Consider the following 19,573-nt stretch of genomic DNA (forward strand, 5'->3'; position numbering starts at 1 on the left):
TGGCGCCGATCCACAACCCGGTGGGAGAATGTCGAGAGAAGCGTCCGGTCTCAGAACTGGCCGGGTGGCAGCTTGAAGATGTCGGGGCTCTTGGCGTCGGCCACGTAGAACAGCAGCAGGCTGGCGGGCGTCAGCACACGCTGGTTGTTCTCCTTGTTCTCGAACGTGCCCTGCAGCAGCAGGATCACCGAACGATCCTTGGCGTCGCTGCCGCGGAACATCACGATGCCGCCGCTGACGGGCATATTGACCGCGATCGAATCGGGCTTGAAGCCTTCGTTGAGGAAATGAGCGCGCAGGATGTTGGCGTTGGAGAACAGCTTCTCCGGCGTCATCGCGGTGTCGGTCGTCTTCGACCAGACCGCGCCGATCTGGATCAGCGACTTGGACTTGTAGCCGAACACATAGGAGAGCTCGGCGGTGCCGCCGTTCGGGAGCAGTTCCGGAACGGAGAGTAGCAGGCTGTGCGTCAGCTCGGACGCGTTGTCCTGTGCCCGGATCGCGTCGGGCTTGGCGTTGAAATCCTTCGTCATGGCGGCGCGCACGTCGGCGTCGTTCATGCCGAACTTGGCGGAGCGGAAACCGTCGATCGCCTTGCCCGCCTTGTCGTCCGCACCGGCGGACGGCGTCTCGGTCGCAGCCGCGACCGGCGCACCGGCGGCGGCAGTGGGCGCTGCACCCGCAGCAGCCGCTCTGGGTGCAGGCGCAGCCTTCTGCTTCGGGACTGCTCCCTGAGCAGCCAATGGACCCGCAGCAACGGAAGTGAGGACACCGGCGAGAGCCGGAATGAGATAGATTTTGCGCATCGAAAACCTTCGAAACAAGCTTGAAACAACGCTTCAAAAATCGGCAGCTACGAATCGACTTTTCCAAACCGCCGTCGCGACCGGGACGGAAAATATTGCAACGCCACAAGACGTTACGAAACGTCACGGAATAGACAAGGATCGAAACAGCGACTCCTCAGCGGGTGTAGGAATACGGTATCGGACTGCGCATGGCTGCGAATGAAGGTTCACAAGCGCATTTTTTCATCAATTGTGGTCGTTAGGCTTTCGCGTTATGCACAACGTCAGGGACAATTTTTGCGAAACATTTCATGACTCAGCGGTCCACTCCTGCCCGCGATTTGCCGGCGGTCGACCGCCGCGATTTCCTTCGCCTCGCCGGCACAACGGCGGCGGGATTTCTTGCGCTTGGCGCAACGTCCGATCACATACGCATCGTCGCGTCGCTGACGAGCCTGTCGCTCGATGACGAGTTGACCAAGCGCAACATGTCCGACGGCAACGTGGCCTCGCGCCTCGGCGGACTCATCGCGGGACTGAAGCAGCGAGGCTGGGTCGAGGGCGTCAATTACCGCTTCGAGATTCGCTCGACGTTCGGCGGACCCGACAAAATGAAGACGGCGGTTCGCGAGCTCATCGATCTCAAACCGGACGTCATCCTGACCGGCTCGACGGTCGAAACCGCGGCCGTCATGGCGGCCACCAAGACGATCCCGATCGTCTTCGCGACGGCCAACGATCCGGTCGGCAACGGCTTCGTCGAAAGCCTCGCCCATCCCGGCGGCAACGTCACCGGCTTCACCAGCAGCACCGCCGAGATGGGCGGCAAATGGCTTCAGCTCATCCGCGAGGCCGTGCCTGACATCGCGCGCGTCGGCGTCCTGTTCAATCCGGCGACGACACCGCGCGCCGGTCGCTTCTTCCTCGATTCCATCGAGCAGGAGGCAGCAGCATCCGGACTTGCCGTCGTCCATGCCCCGGTCAGCACACCAGCTGACATCGACGGTGCGATCGGCCGCTTTGCCGAACCGCCGCGGGCGGCGATGATCTCGCTCGTGGACAGTTTTCTGGTCATCAACCGCAAGGCGATCATCGCGGCAGCCGACAAGTACCGCGTCCCCATGATTTATCCGTTCCATTATTTTATGGATGCGGGCGGGCTGATGAGCTACGGGCCGACCCTCGAAGTACGCTCGGCCGACTATGTCGATCTGATCCTGCGCGGCACCAAGGCCGGCGATCTGCCGGTGCAATCGCCGCGGAAATACGAGCTCCTGATCAACCGCACGGTCGCGCGCGCGCTCGAACTGACGATTCCCTTCACGCTGCTCGCGCGCGCCGACGAGATCCGCGAGTGAGCGAGCCGATCGACCAGGGAGATTTGCGGACGCCTCCCGGCAGGCTGTTCCGGAAATATCTCTACTCGATCGTCGCCCTCGCCTTTGCCGCGCTCGCCATTAACACCGGCTTCGACGTCTGGTTCTCCTATCGCGAGCAGAAGCAGCTCCTCGCGGCGACCCAGCGCGAGCAGGCCGCAAGCGCAGCGATCCAGATCGGCCAGTTCATCGGCCAGATCGAGAACCAGATCCGATGGCTCTCCCGCCTGCCCCCGGAGCTGTCGAGCAACGAAGACGAGCGCCTGAACGCCATCCGCCTGTTGCGCCTCTCGCCTGCGATCGCGGAGATCACTGAGCTCGACGCACAGGGCCGCGAGCAGGTGCGGGTGTCGCGCCGCGTCGCCGACAGGATCGGCAGCAAGACCGACCTCTCGGATTCGGCCGCCTTTCGCGGCGCCAATGATAGCCGCGCCTATTACGGACCGGTCTACTTCTTCGGCGACACCGAGCCGTTCATGACGCTCGCCACGCGCGGCAACGGCCCCGCGCCCAATGTGGTCGTTGCCGAAGTCAATCTGCGCTTCATCTGGGATCTCGTCGCCGGCATCAGGGTCGGCAATACCGGCAAGGCCTATGTGGTCGACCGCATGGGGTTGTTGATCGCGCATCCCGATCTGTGGCCGGCTCTGCGCCGCAGCGATCTTTCCGGCCATGCCGACGTGCGCGCCGCGCTCGATGGCGTCGGCCCGCCCTCGGGGGGCCTCGTCAAGGAAGATCTCTCGGGCCAGCGCGTGCTCTCGACCTATGCAACGGTGCCGTCGCTCGGCTGGCTGGTGTTCGTCGAGCTTCCGCTCACCGAGGCCTACGCGCCGATCTATGCCTCGATCGGCCGCTCGACGTTTCTGCTGGTCATCCTGCTGGCCTGCGCGGTGCTGGTGTCGCTCTGGCTCAGCCGGCGCATGACGGTGCCGATCCAGATCCTGACGCAGGGCGCGCGGCGGATCGGCAGCGGCGATCTGGGGCTCCGGCTGGACATCAAGACCGGCGACGAGCTGGAAGCGCTCGGCGACCAGTTCAACCGGATGGCCGCTCATTTGCACGAGTCCTACGCGACGCTCGAGCGCAAGGTCACCGAGCGGACCTCCGAGCTCGAAAAGGCTCGCGATCACGCGCTTGCCGAGCACGACGCGGCCGAGCGCGCGCGCAGCGTGGCCGTGCAGGCCAACGAGACCAAGTCGCGCTTCCTTGCCGTCGTCAGCCACGAGCTGCGCACGCCGCTCAACGGCGTCATGGGCGTGCTGCAACTGCTTGACGACGGCAGCCTCAGCGACGCGCAACGACGCCACCTCGCGACCGCCGCCGCGTCGGGCGAGACGCTGATCGCGCTGGTCGATGCCATCCTGGAATATGCGCGCCTGGAAGCCAGCACCGAAACGCTGGAAACGCGCGACTTCCGCCTCGACCAGCTGATCGAGACCGCCGCGGACCTGATGCGTCCGCAGGCGTTCCGCAAGGGCCTCTCCTTCGACCTCTCCTGCGATGCCACGGTCAGCACCTCCGTGCACGGCGATCCCGTCCGGCTCAATCGCATCCTGCTCAACCTGATCGGCAATGCGATCAAGTTCACCCCGCGCGGCGGGATCGCGCTGACGGCGTCTGCGGAGCAATTCGACAATCACGTTCTGCTGCACATCACGGTTCGCGATACCGGCATCGGCATCGCGCCCGACATGCATGAGCGGATCTTCGAGGATTTCGTCCAGGCCGACGACAGCATCGCACGGCGGTTCGGCGGCACCGGCCTTGGCCTTGCGATCGCGCGACGCCTGACGCGCCTGATGCGCGGCGAGTTGACGGTGGAGAGCACGCCGGGCGCGGGCAGCACGTTCACGGTCGAAGTGGCGCTCGGCCGCGCCGCCAGCGGCATCGCGCAAGGCGCGCTGCCGCCGCCGACGCGGCAGCTCCGCATGCTGCTGGTCGACGACGACCCCGTCAATCGCGAGGTCGGTGAAGCGATCCTGAACCGGCTCGGCCACTGCGCCGCGATCGCAAGGAACGGCGCGGCCGCCGTCGCGCTCGCCGGCAGCCAGCCGTTCGACGTCATCCTGATGGATCTGCACATGCCCGACATGGACGGCGTGGAGGCGGCTACGCGCATTCAACAGCTTCCCCTGCAACCCATGCCGCGGATCATCGTCGTGACTGCCGACGTGTCGCGTAGCACCCGCGAGCGACTCACAAGTGCCGGGATCACTCAGGTCGTCAGCAAGCCGATCCTGATCAACGCGCTTCGCGAGGCGATCGAGGACGAGCCCGAAGAAGGCACGACCGACGCACCGCTTGCGGCCGGCACATTGATCGACCGGCACTTTCTCGACGACCAGAAGGAGCTGCTCGGCGCCTCGCAGATCGCCAAGCTGCATCATCTGCTGAGAGCGACCAGCGAAAAGCTGATCGCCGATATCACCGCTGCGGCCGCGGCTGGCGATCACATTCAGCTCGCGCGCTCCGCGCACCAGCTCGGCAGCGCCGCAAGCGCGCTCGGCCTCGTCCGCCTGTTCGAGCGCTGCCGCGAGATCGAGCTGGCGGCAGCCACGATGTCTCCACCCGAGTACCAGGGTGCCGCGCGTGAGCTGGCTGCGCTGCGAGCAGCGTCGATGAGCGCGCTCGACGATCTGCTCCGGCCCGCCGAGCAGCGTTCGGTCAGCTAGATTTGCTCAGATTGACTTCTTCGCGTTTTGACCCTGAGCAGACCAAGACAGCTGAATCGCACATTGACGTCTGCGAGTCCCCGGCGTTGAATGGCGTTTTGGCTGGGGCGGAGGAGCAGCGACGTCCCGTCGCCCGACAAGCGGTCGGTTTCGGTTAGCCGCTCCTGATCTTCGCCTTCGAAAGTACAGTTTGGCTTCGCCGACGCGCTGGGGAGGTCGAGAGCCATGAGATTTCCGACCGCTCTATGGGCGTTCTCGTTGGCACTGCTCACCGCGGCAGGGGCGCATGGGCAAATCCAGGAGAGCCCGCCAGCATGGGCCTACCCGGTAAACCCGCCCAATTTTCAACGCACGCCTGACGATGGTACGATCAGGCAGGTTCCTGACAGCTCCGCCGGTTTTACGCTCACGCAGGTGCGCGATCTGTTCGCCGCGCCCGACTGGCATCCGGACGATCATCCACCAATGCCAGAAATCGTGGCGAAGGGGAGAAAGCCAGAGGTGTTCGCGTGCGGCGTTTGTCACCGGGCCGACGGACCGGGAGGTCCTGAGAATGCCAGCCTATTTGGCCTCTCCGCGGAATACATCATTCAGCAAACGGCGGAGTTCAAGACGGGCCTGCGCACGAACTCGGCGCCTCGCGTCGCCACCGACCTGATGATCAAGTTGTCCAAAGCGATGACCGACCAGGAACTCGGAGAGGCCGCAGCGTACTTCGCCTCCATCAAGCCGAGATCGAATATTGCCGTCATAGAAGCCGAGGCGGTGCCAAAAACACAGGTGAGAGACTTGTTCTTGGCTCCGCTGGACGGCACCGAGAAAGAACCGATCGGTCAGCGCATCATCGAGATACCGGAAAACGTTGAACACTTTGTCAGCCGGGACTCGCGCGCTCGTTTCATCGCCTTCGTCCCGGTAGGCAGCGTTCAGAAAGGACGGACGCTGGCAGCGAATAGCGATCCGCGCGTCCAGTGCGGGACCTGTCACGGTGCTGACCTCAACGGGACTGCCATCGCGCCGAGGCTTGCGTCCCGTTCGCCCACCTACATGTTCCGGCAGCTCTATGACTTCAAATCGGGTGCGCGGAAGGGCGCCAATAGCGAACTCATGAAACCGGTTGTCGAGAATCTCAGCATTGACGACATGATCGCGCTGGTCGCCTTTGCAGCGTCGCTCAAGCCCTAACAATCTCCGGGTACTGTGCAGGACGAGCCAGCCGGCGCGTTATGGGTCTACGGCCTAGCCTCCGCACGTCTACGCCCGGCGGCTTCGTCCGCTTCACCGCTGAAGCGTTCGACCAGAAAATCGATGAACAGCCGCACCTTCACCGACAAATGCCGCGTCGGCGGATAGACTGCATAAAGCGCGAGCGACGGCGCAGAATAATCGTCCAGTACCGTCCGCAGTTCGCCCTTCCGCAAAGCGTCGGCGGCAATGAACTCGGGCAGCAGCGCGAGCCCCCTGCCCTTGATCGCGACGTCGCGAAGCACTTCGGCATTGTTGACGCAGAGCGACCAGGCCGGCTGGATCCAGTGATCGCCGTCCGCACCCGTGAGCTTCCACTGATTGCCGGTGAGCAGGAAGCCGTAGGTGAGCGAGGCATGCTCGCGCAGATCCTGCGGATGCTTTGGCGTGCCGTGACGCGCGAGATAATCGGGCGAAGCGCAGATCATGCGCGCCACCGGCATGATTTTTCGCGCGATCAGGCTCGAAGATTCCAACTCCGCGATCCGCAACGTCACGTCAAAACCGTCCTCGACGGGATCGAGCAGATCGTCGCTGAGCACGATCTGAAGCTGAAGCTCGGGATAGCGCGCCATGAAATCGGCGAGCACTGGTCCGAGCCGCATCGTGCCGAACGACATCGGCGCGTTGACGCGCAGCAAGCCGCGCGGCGCCGACTGGGCCTGCGTCACTGCCTGGTCGGCGGCCTCGATCTCCGAGAGGATCACCACCGCGCGCTCGAAATAGCGCTGGCCGTTCTCGGTCGGGCTGGCATGCCGCGTGGTCCGGTTCAGAAGCTGGACGCCGAGGCTCTCCTCGAGGTCGGCGATGTATTTGCTGATCGCCGAGCGCGACAGCCGCAGCTGCCGGCCCGCCTCGGCAAAACTGCCGCTTTCGACCACCTTCACGAAGGCCCGGAGGCTGGCAACCTTATCCAACGGCCGCCCCCAGCGATTGTTTCCAGATCGTAGACATAGCCGTCATATTTGCATGGATTGTCTCCAATCCAAAGCGGAACGATATTTCCACCCAGAGCAAGACCGCTCCCCGAGCTTTGGAGGACCACAATGTCTGGACTGCACCATGTCACCGCGATTGCCGGCGATCCGATCCGCAATTTCGGCTTTTACACCCGGGATCTCGGCCTGCGCTTCGTCAAAAAGACGGTCAATTTCGACGATCCGGGCACCTATCACTTCTACTATGGCGACGAGACCGGCCGCCCCGGCACCATCCTCACCTTCTTCCCCTGGGCCGGCGTGTCGCCCGGCCGCCGCGGCGTGGGCGAGACCCATCAGACCGCCTTCCGCGTGCCGCAGCGTTCGCTCGGCTACTGGACCCAGCGCTTCATCGAGAAGGGCATCGCCTACGAGGCACTTGAGAAGCGCTTCGGTGAATCCGTGCTGCCGTTCACCGATCCTGACGGCATGGCGCTCGCGCTGGTCGGCATTCCCGGCGCCGAGAACGAGCCCGGCTGGAGCAATGACGACGTGCCGGCCGAGCATGCGATCCGCGGCTTCCACGGCGTGACCTTGCTGCTCGACAGCGCGGCCAAGACCGCCGCCGTCCTCACCGACGTGTTCGGCTTCAAGGAGACGGGCCGCGAAGGCTCGGTGATCCGCTTCAAGGCGCCTGGAGATGCCAAGGGCAGCGTCGTCGACATCTACGAGGCCAAGGGCTTTCTACGCGGCCATCAGGGCGGCGGCTCCGTGCATCACATCGCGTTCCGTGCCGCCGACGATGCCGAGCAGAGCCAGATGGCGCAGAAGCTCGTGAGCAATCACGGCCTGCATCCGACCGAGCAGAGGGATCGCAACTACTTCCGCTCGATCTACTTCCGCGAACCCGGCGGCGTGCTGTTCGAGATCGCGACCGACATCCCCGGCTTCGCCGTCGACGAACCCGTCGCGACGCTGGGACGTGACCTGAAGCTGCCCAGCTTCCTCGAGCAGCACCGCAAGCAGATCGAGGACGTGCTGCCGAGCCTCGAAGAAAGCGTGTCATGACCGAGACTGCCTTCATCCATCGCTTTGAGCCCGCGACCAGTGCGGGCTCCCCCCCTTTGCTGCTGTTGCATGGCACCGGCGGCGACGAGAACGACCTGCTCGGGCTTGGAAAAATGATCTCGCCCGGCTCGGCGCTGCTCTCGCCACGCGGCCGTGTGCTCGAGCACGGCATGCCGCGCTTCTTCCGCCGTCTGGCTGAAGGCGTGTTCGACGAGGAGGACGTACGCCGTCGTGCGTTCGAGCTCGGCGAATTCGTCGCGGAGGCGCGGAAGCAGTACGGCATCAGCGCGCCGGTTGCGGTTGGGTTCTCCAACGGCGCCAATATCGCCGCCGCGTTGCTGCTGTTGAAGCCGGACGTGCTCGCGGGTGCGATCCTGCTGCGCGCCATGGTGCCGCTGTCGGATCCGCCCAAAGCGGAGCTCGGCGGCAAGCCTGTCCTGCTCCTGTCCGGGCAGGCTGATCCAATCGTGCCGGCGAGCAACTCTGCGCAGCTCGCAGCCCTGCTCTCGCAAGCAGGCGCCAGCGTGACCCACAAGGTGCTGCCGGCGGGCCATCAATTGTCACAGGCCGATGTGACGCTCGCCCGCAACTGGATCGGCAACGTCGCCGCCGAAGTGGCCTGACCGAGGAAGCGGCGCACCTGGCCGGTGCGCCGCTTCAACATTCCGGCAAGCGACCTTCCGCCGCATCTGCGCAATCGGGCGCCACCCTGCGCGAAATTTCCGCTTGCCCGTTTCTGCGTCAGGCTTAGAATTTGGGACAAGGTTCCGGAATTTGGAACCCCCTTGGATCAGCCTGCATGAGCGCCCTCACCAACGCGATCGAGATTCTCCGCTGCTTCTCCGGCGCGCGGCCGGATCTGTCGTTTGCGGACGTGATGGCATTGACCGGCAAGCCGAAGAGCTCGACCTCGCGGCTGCTGCGATCGTTGCGCGATTGCGGCCTGCTCGAGCAGGATCCGCACACCCGCCGCTACCGGCCGGGCCTGCTCACCTTCGAGCTCGGCCGGCTGCACCGCGCCCATGACGATCTCATCAGCATGGCCGAGCGCGAGCTGCGCGAAGTCTGCGCGCGCACCGGCCACACCGGCTACATCGCCGTGCTCGACGGTTTCGAGCAGGTCGTGCTGAGAATCGTGCCGGGCTCCAATCCGCTGCGCGTTGTGAATCCCCCGGGCCAGCGCACCCCGGCGCTCGCGACCTCGAACGGCCGGGCCATGCTCGCGCGCCTCTCGGACGAGGACATCCGCGCGCGGGTGCCTGCGACCTATCCGAAGCTGCCGCGCAACTCGCCGCAGAGCTTCAAGCAGTTGATGCTGCGCCTGAGCGAGATTCGCGACACCGGCGTGTCGGAAGCATCCGACGAATCGATCGAGGGCGTCGGCTCGCAGGGTTTTGCGCTGAAGAGCGGCGAGACCGGCGAGATGATCGGCATCGCGGTGTCCTATTCGGTGCAGGCGACCACCGCCGCCGAGCGCGCCAATGTCCGCCGCGAGCTGGCGGCGATGGCCGCGAAATTGCGACGGCTGACCGGCGACCCGCTCGATCAGGAAGCAGCACGGATCCAGACGGGGACGCGATGAGCAACGCCGCGACCACCCGCCCCAACGGCCTTGCGCTCTTCATCCTGCCGAGCGCGCTGCTGTTCGCCTTGTTCTTCTTCCTGCCGATCGGGCTGATGGCGGTGATGAGCGTGCTGACCGGCAATCCCGTGGTGATGCCGAAGGTCGCCTTCACCACGCGCCACTACGCCCGCATGATCGACGATCCCTATTATCTCGAGGTGATCTGGACCACGATCCGGATCGGCCTCGTGACCACGCTGGTCGCACTCGCGATCGGCTATCCCTTGGCGCACTGGATGGCGCGCATCAAGAGCCGGACCGGACATGCGCTGCTGTTGATGGCGGTGCTGGCACCGATGCTGACCGGCATCGTGGTGCGCACTTTTGCCTGGATGACGCTGCTGTCCGACAAGGGCGTGGTCAATCACACCCTGATGTCGCTCGGCCTCATCTCGCAACCGCTCAAGCTGATGTACACCGAGACCGGCATCGTGGTCGGCCTCGTTCACATCTACGTCCCCTTCATGGTGCTGACGCTCACCGGCGTAATCGGCCGCATCGACGAGCGGCTGGAGCAGGCCGCGGAGAATCTCGGCGCGAGCCCGTTGCGCGCCTTCCTCGAAGTGACGCTGCCGCTCAGCCTGCCCGGCATCCTCGCCGGCTCGCTGCTGGTGTTCGCGCTGGCGATCAGTGCTTACGTCACGCCGATCCTGCTCGGCGGCTTCCAGATCATGACACTGCCGATCCTGATCTACCAGCAGATCTCCGCGAACTTCAACGTCGGCTTCGCCGCCGCGCTCGGCATCGTGCTGCTCGTGATCTCGCTCCTGCTCGTCATCGCCTATAACCGCGCGCTCGGCCTCGTCTCCGGCCAGCGCGAATTGCAGTGAGGCCGGTGATGAGCACGTCCACCTCGCACAGCCCATCGCTGGCGGCACCTCGGCAGGCAACGCGCGCAACTGTGGCCGCGCGGCCGTACGGCCGTTATCTCTATCTCGCGATCAACATCGCCATCCTGGTCTTCCTGCTGGCGCCGATCGCGATCGTCGTCGTGTTCGCGCTGAACCCGACGCCGTTCATCCAGTTCCCGCCGGTCGGAATATCGACGCGCTGGTTCGAGAAGTTCTTCGCCTCGCGCGACTTCATGCATGCGCTGTGGTTCAGCCTCGAAGTCGCCGTGCTCACCACGCTCTCCGCAACGATCCTCGGCGCCTCCGCGGCGCTGGCGCTGGCGCGCGGTAATCTGCCGGGCACGCGGCTGATGGTGGCGACCATGCTCTCGCCCCTGATGCTGCCGGCGATCCTGACCGGCCTTGCCCTCTTCCAGACCTATGTGCTGCTCGATGTCGGCCGTCCGACCTGGGGCCTCGTCGCAGGCCACACGCTGGTGACGCTGCCCTACGTGGTGCGCACGACGCTCGCGGTGCTGCACAATTTCGACACGCGCCTGGAGGAAGCCGCGCGCAATCTCGGCGCAAGTCCCTTGCGCACCTTCTTCGAGGTGACGCTGCCGCTGATCAAGCCGGGCGTTCTCGCCGGCGCGATCTTCGCCTTCATCGTCTCGTTCGACCAGTTTCCGGTCTCGCTGTTCCTGGTCTCGCCGGGCAACGAGACGCTGCCGGTCACGCTGTTCAACTATCTCAAGTTCGATCTGGACGGCACCATCGGCGCTGCCTCGGTGGTCTCGATCGTGCTCGCCTTTGTCGTCGTCATCGGGCTCGACCGCACGGTCGGCCTGCGCTCCTACGTCAAATTGTAACCGCTCATTGCACCGAAGGAATCGAGACATGATGAAAGCTCTGGGATCGTCACGGCTCAGCCGCCGCCGCTTTCTGACCGCGAGCGCCTCGCTCGGCATCGGCACGATCGCCGCGCCCTACGTCGCGCGCGCCGACGATCCGACGCTGCGCATCACCGGCTGGGGCGGCAAGTGGGGCGAGGTCATGAAGGCCGAGATCGGTCCCGCCTTCGAGAGCGAGTTCAAGTGCAAGCTCCAGATCGACTCCGCCTTCCCTTATCTCCCGAAGCTCCAGGCGAGCTCGCGCTCGGCGCCGATCTACGACGTGATGCACACCAATTCCAACGAGCAGTGGGCGGCGGCCGAAATGGGACTGGTCGAGCCGAAGATCGATCCCAAGCTCGTGCCGAACCTCGCCGACGTCTATCCTTACGCCATCAGCGACAAGATCGTCGGCGTCTCGATCTTCACCAGCGCCATCGGCCTCGGCATGCGCACCGACAAGGGCTATAGCGGCGTCACCTCCTGGAAGGAGCTGTGGGACGCGAAGTACAACGGCATGCGCGGCGGCTATGTCATCCCGGTCAACAGCCTCGGCCAGGCCTTCCTGATGATGTGCGGCACGCTGTTCGGCAAGGGCCAGACCGATCTCGACGCAGCCTACACGGCGCTGGAGAAGCTGAAGCCGATCAAGATCGTCGATTTCACCGGCGCGATGGAGAAGATGCTGTTGTCGGGCGAAGTCGGCCTTTGCATCATCCACGATTCCGGCATCTATCGCTATGACGGCCAGAACCAGCCGACCGACTTCGTCTCGCCGAGCGAAGGCGTGCTGTCGCTGGAGCAGGTCCTGACCATCACACCCGGCAGCAAGATGAAGGAGCTCGCCAACGCCTATGTGAACTACATGCTCCGTCCCGAGGTGCAGAAGCGCCTTGCCGAGACCGTGTGGTACTCGCCGGCGAACAAGAAGGTGAGGCTCGACGCCAAATACGACGCCAAGCTGCTCACCACGCCCGAGAAGGTCTCGAAGCTGATCCAGGTCGATTGGAAGTGGTACAACGAGCGCAAGGACGAGATCGACCAGCGCGTCAACCGAATCTTCCGCGCATGAGCGCATCGATCGAGATCGCCGGCGTCAGCAAGGTCTATGACGGCGGCGTGCGCGCGGTGGACGCGGTCGCGATGGACATCAGGCAGGGCGAGTTCTTCTCCCTGCTCGGCCCGTCCGGCTGCGGCAAGACCACGACACTGCGCATGATCGCCGGGTTCGAGATGCCGAGCTCGGGCGCGATCCGCGTCGACGGCGCCGACATCACCCATGTGCCCGCGCACAAGCGCGACATGGGCATGGTGTTCCAGAACTACGCGCTGTTCCCGCACCGGACCGTCGCCGAGAACGTCGCTTTCGGCCTGCGCATGCGCGGGCTCGACAAGGCGAGCATCGCGACCAAGGTGAAGGCGGCCCTCGCCATGGTCGAGCTGTCCGGGCTGGAAGATCGCCGTCCCGCCCAGCTCTCCGGCGGCCAGCAGCAGCGCGTCGCGCTGGCCCGCGCCATCGTGATCGCCCCGCGGGTCCTACTCTGCGACGAGCCGTTAGGCGCGCTGGACAAGAAGCTGCGCCAGCAGATGCAGTTCGAGCTCAAGCAGCTCCAGAAGAAGCTCGGCCTGACGCTCGTCTTCGTCACCCACGACCAGGAAGAGGCGCTCGCAATGTCCGACCGCATCGCCGTGATGAACGGCGGCCGCGTCGAGCAGGTCGGCACACCGACCGAGATCTACAACCAGCCCACGACGCGCTTCGTCGCCGACTTTATCGGCGACACCAACATCCTGCGCGGCGAGCGCACGACGACGAGCACCGTCGCTTCGGCACTCGACGTCGGCAAGGGCCTGATCCTGGCGCTGCCGCCCTCCGAAGCGCAAGGCACCGGCGTGCTCTCGGTGGCGCTGCGCCCCGAAAAGATCAGGCTCTCGCCTCGCGCCGATGCCCCGACAACGGCCGGCAGCTCCGCCCATGGCATCGTCGAGAACACCAACTTTCTCGGCGGCGCCGTGCTCTACCGCATCACGCTCGAGGGCGGCCATCGCGTCCTCGTGCAACAGCCCAATGCAGGCACGAGCCGCCTGTTCGTTCCCGGCGACGGTGTCACACTCGCATGGACACCGGCCGATCTCGTCGTCTTGAAGGACTAGACCAGATGAATATGCCATTGAAGCATCAGCGCATCGGCGTGGTCGTGATCGGCCAGAGCCCGCGCCCCACCGTCGCCTCGGAAATCGCCGCCGTGCTCTCGCCCGGGATCCAGATCGAGCTGCGCGGCGCGCTCGACGGCATGACCCGCGCCGAGATCGACGCCATCCCGCCGATGGATGGCTACGACACGCTGTTCACGCTGCTGCCGAACGGCGACGGCGTCACCATCAGCAAGAAGGAGGTCGAGCGGCGCGCGAGCCAGCAGATCACCCGCTTCAAGCACGAAGGCGTCGGCGTGACGCTGATGGCCTGCACCGGAAAGTTTCCCAATCTCGCGGCCGACGGCCTCGTCATCCTGCCCTCGGCCATCCTGCACAATCTCGTCGAGGCCGTGCTGCCCAAGGGCCGGCTCGGCGTGTTCTCGCCGCTGGCCGAGCAGACCGCGCTGATCGACAAGAAATGGCAGCGCGACGGCGTCGAGGTCGTCGGCATCACGCTGCGCCCCGGCTCCAGCGATGACGTCGTCGACGAAGCCGCACGCACGATGGCGGACCTCGCGCCCGATCTCGTGGTGATGGACTGCATCAGCTACACCAGCGCCAACAAGGCGCGCGTGCGCAAGGCCTATCCGGGTCCCGTGATCCTCGGCATCGCTGCCGCGGCCCGTATCGTCGAGGAGCTTGTCTCGTGAGCAAGGCGGAATTGAAGACGATCAGCCTCGAGGAGATCGAGGCGCTCGCGGTCGGCGCGTGGATTCTCGGCACCGGCGGCGGCGGCAGCCCCTATCTCGGCCTGCTCAACCTGCGCCGGCTCTATGCCGAGGGCCATCGCGTGCAATTGATGTCGCCGCTCGACCTCGACGACGAGGACTGGGTCGCCGTGGTCTCCAACATGGGCGCGCCGCTGGTCGGACAGGAGCGGCTTGCCGACAGCCGCAACATCGCGCGCGCCGTGCGCATGCAGGAGGAGATCAACAACATCAAGTTTCGCGCCGTGATGTCGGTCGAGATCGGCGGCGGCAACGGCGTGCAGGCGCTAATGGCAGCCGCGCATCTCGGCATCCCCGTCGTCGATGCCGACTGCATGGGCCGCGCCTTCCCCGAGGCGCAGATGACCTCGGTCGCGATCGGCGATTTGCGTCCCTATCCCTGCACGCTGTACGATCCGCGCGGCATCGAGGCCGTCGTCACCAAGGTGCCGACCTGGAAGTGGATGGAACGGGCGAGCCGCAAGATCTGCGTCGAGATGGGTTCGATCGCCTCCACCAGCAAGGCCCCGCGCACCGGACGCGAGGTCAAGGATTGGGGCATCCACTTCACCACCACCAAGGCGATCCGCATCGGCCGCGCCGTGCAGGAGGCGAACCGCCGTCACGAGGATCCGATCGCCGCGCTGCTGGCGACCGAAGGCGGCCAGAAGCTGTTCACCGGCAAGATCGTCGACGTCGCCCGGCGCACCACCGAAGGATTTTTGCGCGGCACCGCGATGGTCGACGGCAGCGACGCCGATCGCGGCACAAAGCTCAAGCTCTCGTTCCAGAACGAATGGATCGTGGCCTGGCGCGGTGAAGAAGCGATCGCGACGTCGCCCGATCTGATCTGCGTGCTCGACAGCGTCAACGGCCACGGCATCGGCACCGAGACCATCCGCTACGGCCAGCGCGTCACCGTCGTCGCGCTGCCCGCACCGCCGGTGCTGACGAGCGCCCGCGGCCTCGAATTCGTCGGCCCGCGCGCCTTCGGCTACGACCTCGACTTCCGTTCCCTCTTCTCGCCCGCTGCGGCCGGAGCTTAATATCCCATGAAGCGTATTGGCATCGATGTCGGCGGCACCAACACGGACGCCGTGCTGATCGTCGACGAGAAGGTCGTTCATTCCGTCAAGCGGCCGACCACGGCCGACGTGACCTCGGGCATCCTCGATGCCCTCAAGGCGCTCCGTGCCGAGCCCGCCGCCGCGGTGAAGGTCGACGCGGTCGTGATCGGCACCACGCATTTCATCAACGCCGTGGTGCAGCGCCGCCACGTGCAGAAGATCGGCGCGATCCGCATCGGCATGCCTGCCAGCGCCTCGCTGCCGCCGTTCTGCGACTGGCCGGCCGATCTCGCCTCGCTCGTCAACGGTGAGATCTTCATGCTCGAAGGCGGCCACGATTACGACGGCCGCCCGTTCATGCCGCTGGATGTCGCCGGCCTCAAGACCGCCGCGCGAAAGATCAAGGATGCCGGGCTGCGCTCGGTCGCGGTGTGCTCGAGCTTCTCTCCGCTCGATCCCTCCTGCGAGACCACGGCGCGGGAGATCCTCGCCGATATCTGCCCTGACGTGGCGGTGACGCTATCGCACGATCTCGGCCGCATCGGCCTGCTCGAGCGCGAGAATGCCGCGCTGCTCAATGCCTCGCTGCACGACCTCGCCGTCACCACGGTTGCCGCCTTCCGCAAAGCCATCGCCGACAGCGGCATCGATGCGCCGCTGTTCCTGACCCAGAACGACGGCACCGTGATGCAGGCCGAGATCGCCACCGCCTTCCCGGTGATGAGCTTTGCCTCCGGCGCCACCAACTCGATGCGGGGCGCTGCGCATCTCTCCGGCCTCGACGACGCCATGGTGGTGGATGTCGGCGGCACCACCAGCGACATCGGCCAGCTTCGTCACGGCTTTCCACGCGAGGCGAATGCCGTGGTCGAGGTCGGTGGCGTACGCACGCTGTTCCGGATGCCCGACCTGCTCTCGATCGGTCTCGGCGGCGGCAGCCATGTCGACGAGGACCCGGTCCGCGTCGGCCCGCTCAGCGTCGGCTATCGCCTGACGTCGGATGCGCTGGTGTTCGGCGGATCGCGCCTCACCGCCACTGACATTGCGGTGGGAGCAGGTCTCATCGACATCGGCGATCGCTCCCGTGTCGCCAATCTGCCGAAGCGCCTGATCGATGCCGCGCTGCGCGATGCCTGGCGCAAGCTGGAAGAGGACATCGACCGCATGAAGACCGAAGCCGGCGACGTCCCGCTGCTCGCGGTCGGCGGCGGCGCCTTCCTGGTGCCGGATCGCCTGCCCGGCATCTCCGAGATCGTCCGCGTACCGCATGGCGACTGCGCCAACGCGGTGGGCGCCGCGATCGCGCAGGTCTCCGGCGAAGCCGACCAGGTGTTCCGCGACCTCAGCCGCGAGGATGCGATCGCCGCCGCACGCGACATCGCAGCCGACCGCGCGGTGCAGGCGGGCGCCGCGCGCGCCAGCCTCAAGACCGTCGACGTCGAGGACATGCCGATCGCCTATCTGCCCGGCAACGCGCTGCGCGTCCGCGTCCGCGTGGCAGGGGCGATCGCCGATCCGGATCTGCCGGCGGCGGCGTAGGCGAACACAAAAGTTGGAAAACAACCCCATGCACAGTAGGCGGGGATAGCAAGATCAAGGGGTTATGCGTGCAGGCCCGCGGTTTGACTCGTCGGGCAAAACAGGGGTATATTGCCATCATCGGAAAATCCGCAATGCCGTCCTACCCCCGTCATCCTGAGGTGCGCGCTCTTTGCGCGCCTCGAAGGATGTACGCCCGAGATGCAGCCGGGCCGTCGCCCTTCGAGGCTTGCTTAGCGGCACGGTGCGCCGCAGAGCGCGCACCTCAGGGTGACGGTAGCGGGCTTGTCGCAAGGCGAGTGGAGCCGCTTGTGAGCCGTGCCGCTGCTTTTAGTCCGTTCTGAGCACTTCGAAATCGGAGCAGCTTCCTACCCGTCATCCTGAGGCGCGAGCCGTGGGACGCAGCGCGTCCCGCGGGGAGCCTCGAAGGATGTACGGCCGAGATGCAGCCGGACAAGCGCTTACGTCTTCGGCCTGGGTGCTCCAGCGCGACGCTGCGCAAGCTGGCGCACCGATGTCCAATCCGAGCGAATGAGCGCTTCCTTCTTGGCGCGGCTCCATCCCTTGAGCTGCCGCTCAGCCGCAATGCCGTCGGTGATCCGATCGAAATACTCCGACCACACGAGAACGACCGGCCGGCGCGCGTAGGTGTATCCTTGATGGGCGCCTGCATTGTGCTCGCCGACACGCCTCGACACATCGTCGCCCGTAGCGCTCCCGATGTAGAAGGAGCCGTCCGCGCAGCGCAGCATGTAGACGTAGATGCCCACAACATCATCCTTCACGCACAAAATCATCCTTCGAGGCTCCCCACGTGGCGCGTTGCGCCACGTGGGGAGCACCTCAGGATGACGGCGGCGTGCGTGTTGTCAATGCAACATGGAACAACTTGTGAGTGTGCCGCTGCATTTATTTCGTTTGGGCGCTTCGGGGACCGCCCCTTCTTACCCCGTCATCCTGAGGCGCGAGCCGTGGGACGCAGCGCGTCCCGCGGGGAGCCTCGAAGGATGTACGGCCGAGATGCAGCCGGGCCGTCGCCCTTCGAGGCTTGCTCAGCGGCGCGGAAGCGCCGCTGAGCGCGCACCTCAGGGTGACGGTGATGGATGCCCCCTTACTCCCAATGCCAGGTCGAGAAATCGTTCTCGTATTGCGGGATCTCTTTCCAGACGCCTTTCAGCTTCCTGCTGGTGATGGTGATGAGCTGCGGCTGGAAGAGGTAGGCGGAGACGGCGTCGGTGGCGAGCATACGCTGGGCGTCGCCGAGCAGCTTGGCGCGGGAGGCTTCGTCGGGCGTCGAGACGATCTGCTTGTAGAGCGCGTTGAACGCCTCGTTGTTGTAGCCGAGGTAATAGTCCGGCTCGGTGATCTTGACGAGGTCGAACGGCTCGACATGGCTGACGATGGTGAGGTCGAAATTGTGCGGACCGTTGCCGGCGAACACCTGCGACAGCCATTGCGCCCATTCGACGTTCTCGATCTTGGCGATGATGCCGACCTTGGCAAACTGGGCTGCGACGATCTCGCCGCCCTGCCGCGCATAGGACGGCGGCGGCAGCTTGAGGGAGAGCTCGAGCGGCGTGGTGATGCCGGCCTCCGCAAGCAGCTTCTTCGCCTTCTCGGGGTCGTAAGGGTTGATGCCTGTCGTGTCGACATAGCCGAGCGAGCCCGGCACGTAGAAGCTGCCGATCGGCGTGCCGAAGCCGTCGACGGCGCCGTCGATGATGGCCTTGCGATCGATCGCGGCGAGGATGGCGCGGCGAACGCGGACGTCGTCCAGCGGCTTCTTGCGCTCGTTGATCGCGACGATGGTCTTGGCCTTGGAGCCGCCGACCAGCACGGTGAAGCGCGGATCGGCCTTGAACTGGGCGATGGTGCGCTGGGCCGCGACGCGCGGGAACGCGTCGACGTCGCCCGAGAGCAGCGCGGCGGTCTGCGCCGCCGGATCGGAGATGAAGCGGATCGTCACCTTCGACAGCTTGATCGCGGCAGCGTTGCGGTAGTCGGCCCATTTGGTCAGGGTGATCGAGGAGCCCTTGGCCCAGGCGCCAAGCTGATAAGGTCCGGTGCCGACCGGCTGCGTCACATTGGTCGGCGCGCTCTTCGGTTCGACGATCGAGCCGCTCGCCTGCCCCAGCAGGAACGGCAGGTTCGGCTCGGAATGCTTGAGTGTGATCACGACCGTGTCGGCGTCGGGCGCAGCAACGGACTCGAAGCTCTGGAACAGGCTCTTGTCCTTGTTGGTGCTGGTGGCGACCGCGTTGCGCTCGAACGAGAATTTCACCGCGGCGGAATCGAACGGCTCGCCATTGTGGAACTTGACGCCCTTGCGCAGCTTGAACGTATAGGTCTTGAGGTCGGGCGAAGCGGTCCAGCTCTCCGCCAGCAGCGGCGAAGTGGTCCCGTCCTCATTGATCTTGGTCAGCGTCTCGTAGATGTTGTAGAGCGTGACCTCGGCGATCGCGGCGGCGGCCGCGTTGGTGGGATCGAGCCCCGGCGGCTCCAGCGCCATCGCCATGACGACGCTGTCCTTCTTGCTCTGCGCCAGAACCGGCAGCGGCGCTGCGACGAGCGCGGCGGCAAATGCGACGATCGATAATTTCTTGAACATGCCCAACTCTCCGGCCCTCTGTCGTCTCAAGACTACGCCAATCCCG

Annotated in this window: 17 protein-coding genes; 13 read left to right on the forward strand and 4 right to left on the reverse strand. The window is 65.4% G+C overall.

The genetic code is table 11. The features are described from left to right. Positions 1–50: 50 nt before the first annotated feature. A complete protein-coding gene (locus RAD16_RS18665; protein ID WP_458159354.1) occupies positions 51–806 on the reverse strand; it encodes a hypothetical protein in 756 nt (251 codons plus the stop codon). Positions 807–1,099: 293 nt separating this feature from the next. Here RAD16_RS18665 and RAD16_RS18670 point away from each other — a divergent pair, with 293 nt between their 5' ends. The 3 genes from RAD16_RS18670 to RAD16_RS18680 all read left to right on the forward strand — a co-directional run bounded on the left by RAD16_RS18670 (position 1,100) and on the right by RAD16_RS18680 (position 6,021). Then, the gene (locus tag RAD16_RS18670; RefSeq protein ID WP_458159355.1) at positions 1,100–2,146 is read left to right on the forward strand and encodes an ABC transporter substrate-binding protein; all 1,047 of its coding nucleotides are present in this window, start codon (positions 1,100–1,102) and stop codon (positions 2,144–2,146) included. Continuing rightward, on the forward strand, positions 2,143–4,836 hold the full coding sequence (locus RAD16_RS18675; protein WP_458159356.1) for an ATP-binding protein: 2,694 nt from the start codon (positions 2,143–2,145) through the stop codon (positions 4,834–4,836). The genes RAD16_RS18670 and RAD16_RS18675 overlap by 4 nt, the downstream gene beginning before the upstream one ends. A 225-nt stretch (positions 4,837–5,061) precedes the next feature. Beyond that, positions 5,062–6,021 (forward strand): c-type cytochrome, encoded by a 960-nt coding sequence (locus RAD16_RS18680; protein ID WP_458159357.1) that lies wholly within the window; start codon positions 5,062–5,064, stop codon positions 6,019–6,021. Positions 6,022–6,068: 47 nt separating this feature from the next. On the opposite strand, the gene RAD16_RS18685 is transcribed toward RAD16_RS18680, so the two are convergent. Beyond that, positions 6,069–6,998 carry a LysR family transcriptional regulator gene (locus tag RAD16_RS18685; protein ID WP_458159358.1) on the reverse strand — a complete coding sequence of 310 codons (930 nt, stop codon included), beginning with the start codon at positions 6,996–6,998 and terminating at the stop codon, positions 6,069–6,071. A gap of 129 nt (positions 6,999–7,127) precedes the next feature. Between RAD16_RS18685 and RAD16_RS18690 the strand changes: the two genes are divergently transcribed. From RAD16_RS18690 to RAD16_RS18735, 10 genes are all read left to right on the forward strand, one after another. After that, positions 7,128–8,066 (forward strand): ring-cleaving dioxygenase, encoded by a 939-nt coding sequence (locus RAD16_RS18690; RefSeq protein ID WP_458159359.1) that lies wholly within the window; start codon positions 7,128–7,130, stop codon positions 8,064–8,066. Continuing rightward, entirely contained in the window at positions 8,063–8,689 is a 627-nt protein-coding gene (locus RAD16_RS18695) for an alpha/beta hydrolase (RefSeq protein ID WP_458159360.1), read from the forward strand. Before RAD16_RS18690 ends, RAD16_RS18695 begins: the two co-directional genes overlap by 4 nt. A 176-nt stretch (positions 8,690–8,865) precedes the next feature. Beyond that, on the forward strand, positions 8,866–9,648 hold the full coding sequence (locus RAD16_RS18700) for an IclR family transcriptional regulator (protein ID WP_458159361.1): 783 nt from the start codon (positions 8,866–8,868) through the stop codon (positions 9,646–9,648). Beyond that, positions 9,645–10,520 carry an ABC transporter permease gene (locus tag RAD16_RS18705; RefSeq protein ID WP_458159362.1) on the forward strand — a complete coding sequence of 292 codons (876 nt, stop codon included), beginning with the start codon at positions 9,645–9,647 and terminating at the stop codon, positions 10,518–10,520. Before RAD16_RS18700 ends, RAD16_RS18705 begins: the two co-directional genes overlap by 4 nt. A gap of 8 nt (positions 10,521–10,528) precedes the next feature. Next, a complete protein-coding gene (locus RAD16_RS18710; protein ID WP_458159363.1) occupies positions 10,529–11,389 on the forward strand; it encodes an ABC transporter permease in 861 nt (286 codons plus the stop codon). A 28-nt stretch (positions 11,390–11,417) separates the two neighbouring features. After that, positions 11,418–12,482, forward strand: coding sequence for an ABC transporter substrate-binding protein (locus tag RAD16_RS18715; protein WP_458159364.1), 1,065 nt, complete (start codon positions 11,418–11,420; stop codon positions 12,480–12,482). Continuing rightward, positions 12,479–13,564 (forward strand): ABC transporter ATP-binding protein, encoded by a 1,086-nt coding sequence (locus RAD16_RS18720; protein ID WP_458159365.1) that lies wholly within the window; start codon positions 12,479–12,481, stop codon positions 13,562–13,564. Before RAD16_RS18715 ends, RAD16_RS18720 begins: the two co-directional genes overlap by 4 nt. 5 nt (positions 13,565–13,569) lie before the next feature. Beyond that, positions 13,570–14,256, forward strand: coding sequence for an AroM family protein (locus RAD16_RS18725; protein WP_458159366.1), 687 nt, complete (start codon positions 13,570–13,572; stop codon positions 14,254–14,256). Next, positions 14,253–15,359, forward strand: coding sequence for a DUF917 domain-containing protein (locus tag RAD16_RS18730; protein ID WP_458159367.1), 1,107 nt, complete (start codon positions 14,253–14,255; stop codon positions 15,357–15,359). Before RAD16_RS18725 ends, RAD16_RS18730 begins: the two co-directional genes overlap by 4 nt. 6 nt (positions 15,360–15,365) lie before the next feature. After that, entirely contained in the window at positions 15,366–16,919 is a 1,554-nt protein-coding gene (locus RAD16_RS18735; protein ID WP_458159368.1) for a hydantoinase/oxoprolinase N-terminal domain-containing protein, read from the forward strand. A gap of 461 nt (positions 16,920–17,380) precedes the next feature. On the opposite strand, the gene RAD16_RS18740 is transcribed toward RAD16_RS18735, so the two are convergent. Together RAD16_RS18740 and RAD16_RS18745 are read right to left on the reverse strand one after the other, a co-directional pair. Continuing rightward, on the reverse strand, positions 17,381–17,689 hold the full coding sequence (locus tag RAD16_RS18740) for a GIY-YIG nuclease family protein (RefSeq protein WP_458159409.1): 309 nt from the start codon (positions 17,687–17,689) through the stop codon (positions 17,381–17,383). A 341-nt stretch (positions 17,690–18,030) separates the two neighbouring features. Next, positions 18,031–19,527, reverse strand: coding sequence for an ABC transporter substrate-binding protein (locus RAD16_RS18745; RefSeq protein WP_458159369.1), 1,497 nt, complete (start codon positions 19,525–19,527; stop codon positions 18,031–18,033). Positions 19,528–19,573: the final 46 nt, after the last annotated feature.

It is taken from the genome of Bradyrhizobium sp. 18BD (assembly GCF_054185225.1).